The sequence below is a fragment of the Nostoc sp. ChiVER01 genome (genome assembly GCF_034531155.1).
In the GTDB taxonomy this organism is placed as follows: Bacteria; Cyanobacteriota; Cyanobacteriia; order Cyanobacteriales; family Nostocaceae; genus Nostoc.
Genome location: NZ_JAVRBS010000004.1, coordinates 362,310 through 375,972 on the forward strand (window position 1 = coordinate 362,310; position 13,663 = coordinate 375,972).

Annotated in this window: 10 protein-coding genes; 5 read left to right on the forward strand and 5 right to left on the reverse strand. The window is 41.1% G+C overall.

The annotated features are described in order from the left end of the window. Positions 1-934, reverse strand: a 934-nt coding sequence (locus RMY00_RS08395) for a FecR family protein (RefSeq protein ID WP_322647096.1), incomplete at its 3' end; no start/stop codon positions are given. 555 nt (positions 935-1,489) lie between these two features. On the opposite strand from RMY00_RS08395, the gene RMY00_RS08400 reads away from it, so the two are divergent. Beyond that, entirely contained in the window at positions 1,490-2,959 is a 1,470-nt protein-coding gene (locus RMY00_RS08400) for a hypothetical protein (RefSeq protein WP_322647097.1), read from the forward strand. A gap of 41 nt (positions 2,960-3,000) precedes the next feature. Here RMY00_RS08400 and RMY00_RS08405 read toward each other — a convergent pair whose 3' ends face one another. Then, positions 3,001-3,819, reverse strand: a complete 819-nt coding sequence (locus tag RMY00_RS08405) for a sulfurtransferase (RefSeq protein ID WP_322647098.1) — start codon at positions 3,817-3,819, stop codon at positions 3,001-3,003. A gap of 153 nt (positions 3,820-3,972) precedes the next feature. Here RMY00_RS08405 and RMY00_RS08410 point away from each other — a divergent pair, with 153 nt between their 5' ends. From RMY00_RS08410 to RMY00_RS08425, 4 genes are all read left to right on the forward strand, one after another. Continuing rightward, positions 3,973-4,887, forward strand: a complete 915-nt coding sequence (locus tag RMY00_RS08410; protein ID WP_322647099.1) for a tRNA (5-methylaminomethyl-2-thiouridine)(34)-methyltransferase MnmD — start codon at positions 3,973-3,975, stop codon at positions 4,885-4,887. Positions 4,888-5,486: 599 nt separating this feature from the next. Beyond that, the gene (locus tag RMY00_RS08415; protein ID WP_322647100.1) at positions 5,487-6,725 is read left to right on the forward strand and encodes a two-component system response regulator; all 1,239 of its coding nucleotides are present in this window, start codon (positions 5,487-5,489) and stop codon (positions 6,723-6,725) included. A 159-nt stretch (positions 6,726-6,884) separates the two neighbouring features. Further along, positions 6,885-8,237 carry a bifunctional UDP-N-acetylglucosamine diphosphorylase/glucosamine-1-phosphate N-acetyltransferase GlmU gene (gene glmU, locus RMY00_RS08420; protein ID WP_322647101.1) on the forward strand — a complete coding sequence of 451 codons (1,353 nt, stop codon included), beginning with the start codon at positions 6,885-6,887 and terminating at the stop codon, positions 8,235-8,237. A 203-nt stretch (positions 8,238-8,440) separates the two neighbouring features. Then, positions 8,441-8,863 carry a DUF29 family protein gene (locus RMY00_RS08425; protein ID WP_322647102.1) on the forward strand — a complete coding sequence of 141 codons (423 nt, stop codon included), beginning with the start codon at positions 8,441-8,443 and terminating at the stop codon, positions 8,861-8,863. On the opposite strand, the gene RMY00_RS08430 is transcribed toward RMY00_RS08425, so the two are convergent. The 3 genes from RMY00_RS08430 to RMY00_RS08440 form a co-directional block, all read right to left on the reverse strand. Continuing rightward, on the reverse strand, positions 8,854-9,807 hold the full coding sequence (locus RMY00_RS08430) for an isoaspartyl peptidase/L-asparaginase (RefSeq protein WP_322647103.1): 954 nt from the start codon (positions 9,805-9,807) through the stop codon (positions 8,854-8,856). The two genes, RMY00_RS08425 and RMY00_RS08430, sit on opposite strands and share 10 nt — an antisense overlap. Beyond that, entirely contained in the window at positions 9,807-10,001 is a 195-nt protein-coding gene (locus RMY00_RS08435; protein WP_322647104.1) for a DUF2256 domain-containing protein, read from the reverse strand. Before RMY00_RS08435 ends, RMY00_RS08430 begins: the two co-directional genes overlap by 1 nt. Before the next feature lie 464 nt (positions 10,002-10,465). Further along, positions 10,466-13,387 (reverse strand): GAF domain-containing protein, encoded by a 2,922-nt coding sequence (locus RMY00_RS08440; protein ID WP_322647105.1) that lies wholly within the window; start codon positions 13,385-13,387, stop codon positions 10,466-10,468. Positions 13,388-13,663 lie beyond the last annotated feature (276 nt).

Below are 13,663 nucleotides of genomic sequence, written 5' to 3' on the forward strand. Positions count from 1 at the left end.
GAGTTGAAGTGTTGGGTGATTTTTCAGTTGAGGTTACAGATGTTGTCTGAGTTGAGGTGTTGGGTGATTTCTCAGTTGAGGTTACAGATGTTGTCTGAGTTGAAGTGTTGGGTGATTTTTCAGTTGAGGTTACAGATGTTGTCTGAGTTGAAGTGTTGGGTGATTTCTCAATTGGGCTATTAGGACGAGTTAGCTGCATTTCAATTACTCCCTCGCCTTTTACCGATGGCTGTGCTTTCAAAGCCGCAGTAGTTTCAGCTTGAACACTAATGATTGCTGGATCATGATGTATAGGCACAGGACTTTGCCTGTTCAAATCAAGTTCTCGAACCAGTTGGCTCGTTTCATAAAAATTTCTCAGATCAAAATCATATAAGTTTTGAAATTCCCCTTTAATTAGAATTATCATCTGTCCTGCTTCTAGCACCTTAGTTTTAGAACCTTCCTTGTTAGAAACTTCAATGCCGCTATTTGTAAGCGCACCCACAATTGTGGTGTCTGTTCGTTGGTCGTAGCGTACAAATAATGCTGAACCACGAATTGCTGCTGCTGCACTTGGCGTTTGTATACGTGTTTGTCCCCTTCCTGGCGGGATGAGTAGCAACACAGTTCCATTTGAAAGTTTAAAGTCACGAGTCTTCGGCAAAAATTGAAATAATGCCTGTTCTCCAACTCGTGCCAAAGAGCCATCATTGAAACGCAAATCTGCTAGGGAAGCTCGACCAGTTGACAGCCCGTCTCCAGGAATCATTGCATCTAATTTGCGTGCAGGACGTTTCTTGAGTTTATCTTTGGGTATCAGTTGTACGATATTCTGGAGGTTTTGAATCTCTGCTCGTGTTAAAGGGGTTATAGCATTTACTTTATTTGGCAAAGGCAGTACCATAACTCCCCATAAACCAATCACTAACAATGGAAACGATTTATAAAACATAGTTTGATAACTTGTAATTTTCAACTATTACCAAAAAAATTAAAGTCCGAGCTTTTGATAATTTTTATAATATTTTTTTATTTAATAAACTTATCTGTACTTTAGTTTAAATTTAATAGATAAAAAATAGATAATAAATAAAATATGTGTTTAGTTGATTTAAGTTTTTTTCATGAAACTAGCATTAGATACAAGAAAGCCTGCGGCAGATTTAAAGGTTAGTACTTGCTTGATATTAACAATTAGATAGGAGTACAATCCATTTTAATCATACAGATCAGCTACAGGGACAAAAAGTTGTTAAAGATTTGTTGTAAATGACTCACTGTCTGTATTTCACTAAATTTGAGCATCAGTTGTAACTGTATCCGATCATCTCAGTTTTGCAAAAGAATCTGGGGAAAAATCCGAAAAGCAGCAATTCCAATTTGTAGTTTCAGTATATACCTACAAAGCTAAGATAGATGTACTCAATTGTATATTATGAGTTGGAACTTCTGATACAGCTTGTGGGTCTACATACATTTGCTTAATGCGATCAACGCAATCTAACAGATGCGACTCAAAAACTGGAATAATTTGTTTTTTTGTATTTTGTTAGTTTCCAGTGCTGGAAGCTGGCGTTGCATTAGAGTAGATGCGGCAGAATCTGCAAATACAGATATTTGGCATTCTAAAAATTTAGCAAGCACACAGGTAAATTATCAGCCATGTCAGAATTGGAAGCAAGAAGTAATTAACTCTTTGTGCAAGCAGTCCAGTGAGCCACATCCTTCAAACTCGCAGATGCCGTTGAACAAGAGGCAAGGGAGCAGAGAGCAGAAAGCAGGAGAGATAGTAAGTATTGGGATTCGACCCTACCTGTTGCGCCAGCTTCCCGTAGGGTACGATAACCAATTAAGAGAAGTGGGGGATTCAGACTCATGTTCCCTTGTCCCCTGCCCCCTTGCCCCTGCGTCTTTGTTAAAGCTAGCGCAGCAAAGACCCGAAACTACTCAACCCCCAGACACAACCAAAGAACCAGAAGATACTCAAAAGCAAAATGACCCGCCACAGTTAGAATCGCAGCCAGGTAATTTGCCTACATCTCCTCCAGACTCAAAAGAGGAACTTTTGAATGCACCTGAGATAAATCAGTCTCAAAGGCTAGAGAGGCTAATGCAGCTGCTACAGTTGTCAAAACAGCCACCTGAATCTGATAGCGATCGCGAATTGGGGTTGCGGGTGCGGTTACGACCCTTAGAACAGCCTACTTTTCCACCAATAGAACAACCCGTAATTAAGTTTAAACCTATAGGCTATCTACAAGGGCATATAGCCTACTTTCAAACGAGTAATATTTTTTCTTCAAAGGATATTCCCATAGAAGATGGCTTAATTTTTTCTGGACTGACGTTAGCCTCTGCATATTTCCCTTTAGGAGCTAAAACTTTTTTAAATGGCTCAATTGATGGAAATCTCATTCGTTATATCAATCAGTCACAATACGATTACAACCAGTTGAGATTTAATCTCGGTATTTACCAGCAGCTATCGCAGCGAATGTATGGAGAAGTTAGTTGGAGCAATCAACAGTTATTTTATGCCAACAACAGCGATCGCCTGGATAGCTTCAAAGCAGGCGATCGCTTTCTAAATGAGAATTCCTTTCAAGTATCTCTAGGACGGCGAGATCCTTTAACTTCAAAATTAGTACTAAATAGCTTTTACGAATTGAGTGTAAATTTTGCTGATCCCCAAAGTCGCGATCGGATAATCAATTCGTTTTGGGTGTCTTTGAACTACTACTTGCAAAATCCCCTCCAGGTTGGTATTGATTACCAGGTGAACTTTTCGGACTTTACACAGCGCGATCGAGAAGACCAATTTCATCGGCTATTCGGACACTTAAATTACCGAATATCTGATACCAGCAATATGAGTGTGCAGGCTGGAGTGAGTCTAGGTAGTTCAACCGCCGAAAACATTGATTTTGATGGCTGGTTTTTCACTATTAATTACAGTTTGCAATTAGGTCAGTTTTGAAATTTGTCATTTGTTATTTGTCCTTTGTCAAAAACCAATGACTAATAACTAATCCAATCACTCCAGCTGCCAGCATAAAGTTTACCCTTGCTAATACCAGCTAATTCTAAAGAAAGTAAATTTACGCAAGCAGTAACGCCAGAACCGCAATAAACTAAGATTTCTTCAGCTGTTTCTAGCTGTTCCCAGCGACGGCGTTGTTCTGGTTGAGACAGTAGGTAGCCGGAAGAGTCTGTAACTTCTTGCCAAGGATAGTTGACTGCACCGGGAATATGTCCAGCAATTTTATCAATTGGCTCTCGTTCGCCTCGGTAGCGATCGCTTTCTCTTGAATCTACTAATACTACCTCATGGCTATCTTTCCGGCTTTTTACCTCTGTAATATCTACCACCTTTTCTGTTTGTACTTCAGCTATAAATGTACCCATTCGAGGTTGAGGAATAACATCTGTAACAGGATAGCCAGCTTTTTGCCATCCAGCAAAGCCTCCATCCAGTACTGCTACTTGTTCATGCCCTAGATAGCGCAAAAGCCACCATAGACGAGCTGCGAAGGCAAAGCGCGAATCATCATAAGCTATAACTAAACTTTTTTGGAAATTTACCCCAATCGCGGCTAATTTGTTAGCGATATCATTGGGGTTAGGCAAAGGATGTCTTCCACCATGTTTACCCACTGGACTGGAAAGATCCTGATTCAAATCTAGGTAATACGATCCGTTTATATGAATTGTTTGGTACTGTTGTTGCCCTAGTTGGGGATCGGCTAGAGAAAAGCGACAATCCACAATAACAACTTGCGGATCTTCTAGATGTTCAAACAGCCAAGCTGGAGAAACAACAAATTGAGGGTTGGGCATAGGGTATTGGGAATTGGGTAAAATAGTTCTTCTTTTGGCGGTTCTGAGTAAATAAGTTAGATTTCACACTCAGCACTGGCTCAACGCCCAGCTACCGCTAACAGCACTCATTACTCCTGAAAGGCATTGGTCATTATCTAGTTTTTTTATAAAATGTCAGACTTAGAAAATTTTACACCTAAGTTAACAGCAGATGGCTCTTTCACCTTTGTCTCTCAAGAGTTTGGTGAATCCTTTCACAGCCACTATGGTGCGAAGCAGGAGAGTTTTTTCAAGTTTGTAGAACCTACTAAACTGACTACAGCCGCCCAAAAACCAGTTTTGCGACTATTAGATATTTGTTATGGTCTAGGATATAACACAGCTGCTGCTTTACAGACAATTTGGGCAGTGAATCCTAGCTGTTTTGTGGAAGTAATCGGTTTAGAACTGAATCCAGCAGTGCCACAAGCTGCGATCGCTCATCACTTGTTCGACAATTGGAACTATAACTATATTGAAATTTTGTCCCAGCTAGCAAATGATCATCAAGTGCAAACACCTCGTCTAAAAGCAAAGCTATTGATTGGGGATGCTAGAACTACGATAACCCTACTACGTCAGTCGGGTTTTTGGGCAGATGCAATTTTCCTCGATCCCTTTTCACCACCTCAATGTCCTCAATTATGGACTGTTGAATTTATTAAACAACTGTCATTGTGTTTACATCAAGATGGTTTATTAGCCACCTATTCTTGTGCTGCTGCTGTACGCACAGCACTTTTGTCTGCTGGTTTGGCAATTAGTTCTACCCCACCAGTGGGAAGGCGATCGCCTGGTACTGTGGCAGCCCATTCTAAAAGTGCTGAGTCTAAAGACTACTTAGCATTCCCTATATCACAACCTGAAAAAGAACACTTGCTAACCCGTGCTGCTATTCCCTATCGCGATCCTGAATTAAGCGATTCAACGGAAGTCATAGTGATGCGGCGGCAACAAGAGCAACAAGCCTCTTCACTCGAACCTACCTCCCATTGGCGAAAAAGGTGGCTATTGGGAACACAAGGCAGAGATTTTATCGGAACTTAGTTTGTAGTTTGGTTGAGATGTCTAAGACGGGCGTAGCTACGGCAATTGAAATAGAGACAAGGAATCAGCAGGGAGGAAGAGGAATGATTCAGATGAGAATTTGACACTTCTCTTTTTTGGCAAAAATTCTGATTTATTTTCCAGATACTCAGGCAACGCCGTTTTTACAAGCCAATACGCTTAATTTTTTGGTAGCATTCTATACTACATCATATTTGACACTAATAAAATACTGCTATAACTGAGTAAGTAAAAAGCTATACATTTAATGATTACTATAAAGACTCAACATTCAAAACCGGGTATCTCGAGAAAAAACAAGGAATTACAAGGATTTTTAGCGCCGCTAAATGAAAAAATATCCGTAAAAAACCTGATTTAAAATTTCTGTTAATTAATCATACTGGAATTAGAAGCAAAAAAATTGACAGCAAGATCCCCCTTGTTTGTAATATAAAAGATACATGCTGCGAAAAACTTAGATACGTAGCTTGACATAATGCATAATCCCTATTAAAACTCTGGCTCAGATATAGTTGAATATTAAATTTTTTTGAAATTTAACACTGTTAACTTGTGCAAAAAACTGGAGTGCCTTTGTGATTCAATGGAAATCCAACCATACACGCTTTACAGAAGAAATTGTTAGTGGGCCAAACCCCATTAGCACAGTGAAGAGTATCGGTTCAAATCATGCCGTAGAATCACAAAATAATGTGGAGGCTTATTCTTTAGGCTTATCTCAAGAAGACCTAATGCTTAAAGAAGATAACCAAGCAGTGTCTTCTTGGATAAAAGTTGATGTTAATTGTGGCGATGATTCATTGGTTTCTAGAACACTACAAACTAAAGGTTCTAAAGTGAATGGGCTTGATTTAGATCCGGCAAAGGTTTTAGTAGTTGACGATCATGCCGCCAGTCGTATGACTGCTGTTGCCCTCTTGGGTATGGAAGGATACGAAGTGATTGAGGCGGATAGCGGTTCCACTGTTGTAGGGTTGGTAACTCAAAAACAACCAGATTTGATTTTGCTGGATGTGATGATGCCAGGCATGGATGGATTTGAAGTGTGCCATTTACTCAAACAGGATGAGCAAACTAGGCTAATCCCAGTGATTTTTATTACGGCCCTAAATGACAGGCGATCGCGTATTCGAGGAATTGAAGTTGGGGCAGACGATTTTCTCACCAAACCCTTTGATCGTGTGGAACTGGCGGCGCGTGTAAAGTCTTTAGTGCGGCAAAAGCGTCTGAACGAAGATTTAGAACATGCCGAACAAGTACTATTTTCGATTGCCATGTCGATTGAAAGCCGCGATCCCAATACAGGGAATCATTGTGAACGTTTGGTAGAGTTGGGACAAGCTTTTGGTGAATACCTCAATTTTTCACGCTATCAAATTCGAGATTTGAGGTGGGGTGGTTATCTCCATGATATTGGTAAGGTAGGTATTCCCGATGCTGTGCTGCTGAAAAAAGGCAAACTTACCCCCGAAGATTGGCAGGTCATGCAGCAGCATGTTTTGATTGGAGAAAAAATTTGCCAACCATTACGCAGTATGCGGGGTGTAATTCCGATTATTCGTCATCACCACGAACGCTGGGATGGCTCAGGCTACCCTGATGGACTTAAAGAGAATGATATTCCTTATCTGGCGCAAGTATTTCAGTTAATTGATATTTACGATGCCCTAACCAGCGAAAGACCTTACAAAAAAGCTTTTACTTCAACAGAAGCACTTTTAGTAATGCAACAAGAAACTGATTCCGGTTGGCGTAATCCCAAATTAATGCAGCAATTTACCAAGTTTATTCTCTCGTATTATGAAAACGAGTAGGCAGTAGAACATTTTGTAGCTGCCGTGATGAGCAAAAATTGGTATAATCCTGACTCATTGTATATTTTAGTCTTCTATGATTGGCTGGTATGATTTGAGCCGATATTTTAAAGTACCAACAGCATTAATCATAATTTCACTAATAGCTGATAGCTAATTATGGTAGTTGTAGCAATTTTAGCGGCGGGACGCGGCACACGGATGAAATCACGCTTACCCAAGGTTTTACATTCTTTGGGTGGGCGATCGCTAGTGGAGAGAGTTCTCGAAAGTGTAGAACCACTTTCGCCCTCACGGCGAATCGTAATTGTAGGGTATCAATCTGAGGAAGTGCAAGCCGCCATGCATTCAATTCCCAGCTTGGAGTTTGTTGAACAGACTGTGCAACTAGGGACAGGTCACGCCATCCAGCAATTACTTCCTCACTTGGAAGACTACACTGGTGATTTGTTGATACTTAACGGCGATTTACCGTTGATACGTAGCGAAACCCTCAAGCAGATGTTACAAACTCATGCCCAAAATCAAAATGCTGCCACCATTCTGACCTCCCATCTACCCGACCCTACAGGCTACGGGCGAGTTTTTTGTAACGATGAAAATATTGTGCAGCAAATGGTCGAACATAAGGATTGTACGGCTGCTCAAAGACAAAATCACCGGATTAACGCTGGAGTTTACTGTTTCCGTTGGCCAGATTTGGCAAAGGTGCTTCCCAACCTACAAGCAAACAATGCTCAAAAAGAATACTATCTCACTGATGCCGTGACTCAAGTGGGAAAAGTTATGGCAGTGGATGTAGAAGATTACCAAGAAATTCTCGGCATTAACGATCGCTTGCAACTAGCAACAGCCTACGAGATTTTGCAAAAACGAGTCAAGGAAAAATGGATGCTAGCGGGTGTTACCCTCATCGATCCTACAAGCATTACCATTGATGAAACTGTAGAATTACAGCCGGATGTAATTATTGAACCCCAAACTCATCTGCGGGGAAATACAGTGATTCAAATAGGAAGTCACATCGGGCCAGGAAGTTTAATTGAAAATAGCCAATTGGCTGAAAATGTCACGGTGCAGTATTCAGTGGTGATAGATAGCACCGTACAGGCGGGAAGCCGAATTGGCCCTTATACTCATTTGCGCGGTCAGGTAGAAGTGGGTGCAGGTTGCCGTGTGGGGAATTTTGTGGAATTGAAAAATGCTCAATTAGGCGATCGCACAAATGCAGCACATTTGTCCTATATAGGTGATACCGTTGTCGGCAATCAGGTGAATATTGGTGCCGGTACAATTACTGCCAATTATGACGGCGTGAAAAAACATCGTACTAAAATAGGCGATCGGACAAAAACTGGAGCCAATAGCGTTTTAGTAGCTCCACTCACCTTAGGAGATAATGTCTACGTAGCTGCTGGTTCCACTGTAACAGAAGATGTGCCTAATGATTCTTTGGTAATTGCCCGTAGTCGTCAGGTGGTGAAACCAGCTTGGCGCAAGAAAAGCCAATAAAGCGATAATTAAATCATCAGATTAGCTGATTTAACTAAAGTAGGACTTACGCAAGAGTTACGGAATAAGGAACCCCAGAGGCGCAGAGTACACGGAGAAATCAGATGAGAGATATTTTGCGTAAGTCCTATAAAGGTACTAATGGTTTGTATGGTTTAGCTTGTCCCATTTGAGTCATCAGAGCAAGACAAATACAATTTAGTATGGAAGAACTGCTAGAACTTAGGCAATTTCTAGAACAAGGCAAAATCCATGAGGCGTTGCTGTTGGTGGATGAGTTAGAAGAAATGAGCCTCAGTGACAAAATCAATAAAATTGATAGTTATGGAGTAATTCTGCTCATCCATTTAATTAAACAGAAGGCCGAAAAACGTTCTACTCGCTCTTGGGATGTTTCGATAGAAAATACAGCCCGTGAAATCAACAAAATAAACAAGCGCCGCAAATCTGGTGGTTATTACTTGAATCAAACAGAATTAATGGATATTCTGCAACAAGGATATCAAGTGGCACTGAAAAGAGCGGCGCTAGAAGCTTTTGAAGGGCGTTATGAAGCCCAAGAATTAGCCGCAATGGTTGACCAGGAAGAAATTTTAACTCAGGCGCTAGAATTTATTCAACAATAGCCAATCAATTCACTATCATTCCATTCCAAAGTGTCACCAATTTTTTCGCCGTCGTGGTAGGCGGCGAGTAAGATTTCACTGGTTTTTCCCCAAGCGATCGCTCCACTGGCATCTAAGGCGATCGCTCCCAAATCCCGTTGGTTTTGGTGCGCTTCTGCAAAGGATCGCTGCATGGCCTCCTTCAAGGACATTCCATCAGTGACACGTACTACAATTCGCGGAGCTAAACACTCATCGATGATATCTTCGCCAATGCCAGTACAGCTAACACCTGCATTACTAGTAGCATAATTACCTGCTGGCATCGCAGAATCACTTACCCTGCCAATCCGCTCAAAGCCCTTACCACCAGTAGAAGTGCCAGCAGCCAGTCTACCAGATGCATCTAGAGCTACCACACCGATAGTGCCGCGTCCAGCATTGCTAGTTTCTACTAGTTCGGGTTCTGCTACCACACCAGCCATTGCGCTTTTAAAATTATCCTGGCGCTCTTGTATCCACTCTTGTAACCGTAAATCAGTTAAAGCGTTATAGCTGGGAATTTGCATTTCCCGCGCCAACTCAGCCGAGCCGAAATCTGATAGCACTCGGTCTGGCGAGTTTTGTAAAAATTGTGCCAACTCAATGGGATTTTTCACCCGCGAAATATTAATTACACCACTAAACCGTCCTAATGCGCCATCCATCAAAGAAGCACTCATGCGGATTTGCCCATCAGATTGTAGTACTGAACCAGTACCAGCATTAAAGCGGGGATTATCTTCGAGCATGTGGCAACCATGCACCACTGCCTCTGAGGCAGTTGCTCCGCATAATAGTAGAGAATAGACTTCTTCTATTACTGTATGGAGCGATCGGCGCACCGCTTCCAATCCGCCTTTACCGTGGAGAGAACTACCAGCCCCCCCATGAATAATTAATTTAGGTTGCACCTGTAACTCCATTAATCTCTTGCGCTATTTGCGTCTGTGTTGCGGTTACTTTCATTTTGGGCTTCAGAACGGCGACGACGACAACGTTCTGAGCAGTATTTCACATCGTCCCAACAATCTTGCCACTTTTTACGCCATGTGAAAGGACGTTGACATACCGGACAGATTTTTGTAGGTAGGTCAGATTTAGAACGAACACGTCCCATATAAATGCTGTGTATATGAGTATTTGATTTCTAAGAGAGATGGAAAATAATTATAACCAGTTTGCTACGAAGGGAGGATACTTTCGGTGAACAAATATATTGTCAATCTATCTTTAGAGTTGTTTTTTATCCCTCTCCTACAGAACTCACACACAAGCAACGGAAAAGTCGGCTTCCTATTCGCGTAGCGTCTCCGTCAGGAGAAGAATAAGAGTACTATTTTTATCACTCCATTCATAGCCAAGAAATTGTTTTTGTTCCTTATTATCCGCAGGACTTTTAACAATTAGAACCTTTTGGGGATTATTAAAAGCTAAGATGAAATAATAGAGCTTATTTTTTTCACTGGCTTGCAAATATTCTAAAAAACGCTTATTCAGTTCAGCGTCTTGTTCTAAATATGAAAAATCCTTAAAAGATTTTCTCTTTTTTAAATTAATAATTTCAGTGCTTTGTTACCTACACTAAAAATCATGACCGACTAAGGTCAACAACAAGCGGCTAACTACCCGATTATCTGGTAATTGATAGAAATTCAACTCTCCTCCTAGTTTTTGCATAAGGTTTTGGCAGATGAGCAAATGTAAACCTGGTGGTTGGTCGAGTTTGGAGGGAGCAAGCACATCTTTGCGTGTATTATCATGTAGTTCTGTAAGTAACTGTGGTTCGATCGCACCGTTATATGTAATCGAGAGTTCTAGAGATGTCTGATGATCAGTCCCTCCACTTTCAGAAGAATATTTTGCATTTGAGGGTTTTGACGGATCTAAACGACGACACCAAATATCAATTCTGCCGCCGCTTTGAGAACAGTTGCAGGCATTAACTAATAATTCATGGATAACTAACTCAATTTTGACAATATCACCAGCGATCGCCATTGCAGATTGAGCGCTGGAGGTAGGAATAGCTCTAGCAAGTGAAGAATTATTTGGTGATTGTTCTTCAATTTGTTGTCCCAAGCCATGTACACCAATCCACAGCTTTTGGTGTTTAAGTAAATTTTCAATGCGTTCAAGCGATCGCTTTAATAAACTGGCTATGGGCATAGTTTCCCAACTTATATGTAGCTGCCATTGCTCGAGTTTTAGCATTCCACTCATGGAGGCAGCTGTATGATCTAATTGTCGCAGCAATAGTTCGTAACGCATCTGAGTCAATTCATTAGCAGGAATACCCAAAGCATGTATTTGTTTAAGAGATAGCGCCGTTATTCTTTGAATTTCCTCTAAGCGGCGATGTTTATACCAGTTAAGTTGTCGTAATTCTTCTGTTGTGGATTCTAAAAGTTGGGTAATTTGCTTTTCACGACGCCACCAGGCTAATTGAGTAATCAGAGTTGCAGTTGCACTGAGATTTTGTTCTGACCAGCGACGCTCTTGATAGTCTGCTAATAACACTACACCCGTGATTTCATAATCAGCATTAGTACGTAATGCCATCACCAAAATTTGACCTTTATTTGGAGTATTCAACCATTTTCTAGTTTTGGGGGGTAAATCATCTACCTTCAAAGTCAGGTAACTCTCTGTAGCAAGTGCCCATTGAATTAAGGTTTCAGCTTCAATAGAAATAGATGCATCAGAAAAAAGGCCGAATAGGCTATTACCTACCACTCCAGGGATAATTTCTGCCCAACTTTCACCAGGCGACCAGGATAGCAGTACCGCTAAGGGACAACCCAGAATCGATGCTATTTGTTCGAGTGCTGTACGTTCTAAATATTTTTTTCCTACCTCGATTTTGCTATTTTGGGATTGTGTCAGGATGCGTAGGCATTGCTCAAATGCCTGGGAAGTTTTTTGCTGCTGGGTTGTGCGGTTATGTAATTGCCACTGGCGAACAATTACACCAATTTGTTGACTAACGGCCCATAGTAATTCTTTTTCAAGAGTTGTCCAAGAACGATAGCTGTCGTGAGTGATGACTAGAAGCGCTGCTGGTATATGATCGTGAGTGCATTTACAAATAAGTAGCGATCGCACTCCACTTTCTAACAACAAGGGACGCCAATTAAAAAAGCGTAAATCTTCTTCTAAATTTTCAATTTCCACCGCTTGGTTTGAACGTTGCAAAAGCTGTCCATCTAAGTCTTTGAGAGTATTAAGGGCAAATGCTAACGGTCGGCGATTATGGGGCTGACTTTGGTAAATAATTTGATAATTATTTTGTTCAGGATCATACTGCAATAGCAAAAATCGCGTAGCAGCTAATCGAGCTAAAACTCTTTTAGCACAGCTGTCTAAAGTTTCCTGAAGGTCATGTTCGCTATAGATACCTTGAGCAACTTGGCCAGTCAGTTGGGCATCCTCCTGAATCTGTTTGATAGTGCTTTCCATGCTTTCGGTAGTTGCAACCAAAGAAATTAAGCCAGCAGCACCTTGGACAAAACTTTTGTCTGTCTCCGTCCAGATTCGAGGTTCATTGCTTTCTACCGCCAGAAAACCAAGTAAGTTTTTTTGCCAGATAATCGGAGCTGCTAAGAGCGATCGCACCTTCAGCCGTTGCAGCAATTTTGCCGTAAAATGACTCTTTAAAGAACTCCGTGCATCACCAATCGAGACAATTTGATTTACTGTCAAAGCATAATAAAAGTCGCTCAACTCCTGTACTGTCATTCCCGCAGCTTGCTGAGTGCTAGGATTGCGATCAATTGTCACAAGCTGATTGCTCATCCGACACCAAAAATAGCGCCCTTCCCGTTCAAACCAGTAAACATTTGTTCGGTTGGGAGAGACGAATTTATGAGTTGCTTGCACTGCTGCTTCTAACCTTTGATTAAGGTTAGCAACGGTGCGTAAATTTTCTAGCAATTCTAATAATGGCTCGTCGGTTCGCTTGATTTGCTTTTTTTGCAAATGCATCTCATTTTGATAAAGCACTGCCCCCAATTCGCCTAAAACCATCATTAAACGTGCTTTTGCTTCCCCTGGCAGTAGATAGCCCCAGCGTTCTGAACCCAATAACAGCACACCTAAGCAACGGTCTTTATAACGAATTGGTAGAATAATTGTTCCTTGGATGTGGGATTTTTCGGCAATTTTTCGCCATTCGGGGGCGCGGATTTCAGTTTGCAAATCAGCTATGCCCAAAGGATGCTGTTCAATCACCACTTGCTCTAATAAATCTCCAGGACTAAGAACAAGCCTTTGGCGTAAAAAGCTCGTGTCATGATCGGGTGTGATGCCACCTTTACCAAATAATATGTGATTCAGGCGATCGTAAAGAGCAATCCAAATCAGTTTGTAGTCAAACTGTTCTTTAAGATAAGAAATAGTAGTTTCAATCAGAACGTCAACATCATCTTCTTCTCTGAGACTCTGGAGGACGCGCCCCAATGAGAGGATCTGCTGTTCGGCGGCTATAGGTTTTTGCGGCTGCCCCATCTGATTTATTGGTTTACATAACTTGTAATATATAAGATGCCCAGAAAAGTACCCTGATTAATAAGCGATCGCGCATTTTCCCTTGACAACACTCTTAAATCAGTAAATAGTAAATATTTGTAACTTTAGAAAAACTTTATTTTAAGTAAAGATACTGTAAAAAAAGCTATAAACCTCCTATGAAGCTTAAATGTATTTAATGTCATAAAAAAACAAATTATACATGATGTTGATATTATGTTGATTTGATAAAAAGCTCAATTAACGATTGATACT

Excerpts from the sequence above, each read along its gene's own strand:
- RMY00_RS08400 (WP_322647097.1), top strand. The coding sequence starts at position 1,490 with ATGCGACTCAAAAACTGGAATAATTTGTTTTTTTGTATTTTGTTAGTT.
- RMY00_RS08405 (WP_322647098.1), bottom strand. The coding sequence starts at position 3,819 with ATGCCCAACCCTCAATTTGTTGTTTCTCCAGCTTGGCTGTTTGAACAT.
- RMY00_RS08410 (WP_322647099.1), top strand. The coding sequence starts at position 3,973 with ATGTCAGACTTAGAAAATTTTACACCTAAGTTAACAGCAGATGGCTCT.
- glmU (WP_322647101.1), top strand. The coding sequence starts at position 6,885 with ATGGTAGTTGTAGCAATTTTAGCGGCGGGACGCGGCACACGGATGAAA.
- RMY00_RS08425 (WP_322647102.1), top strand. The coding sequence starts at position 8,441 with ATGGAAGAACTGCTAGAACTTAGGCAATTTCTAGAACAAGGCAAAATC.
- RMY00_RS08430 (WP_322647103.1), bottom strand. The coding sequence starts at position 9,807 with ATGGAGTTACAGGTGCAACCTAAATTAATTATTCATGGGGGGGCTGGT.
- RMY00_RS08435 (WP_322647104.1), bottom strand. The coding sequence starts at position 10,001 with ATGGGACGTGTTCGTTCTAAATCTGACCTACCTACAAAAATCTGTCCG.
- RMY00_RS08440 (WP_322647105.1), bottom strand. The coding sequence starts at position 13,387 with ATGGGGCAGCCGCAAAAACCTATAGCCGCCGAACAGCAGATCCTCTCA.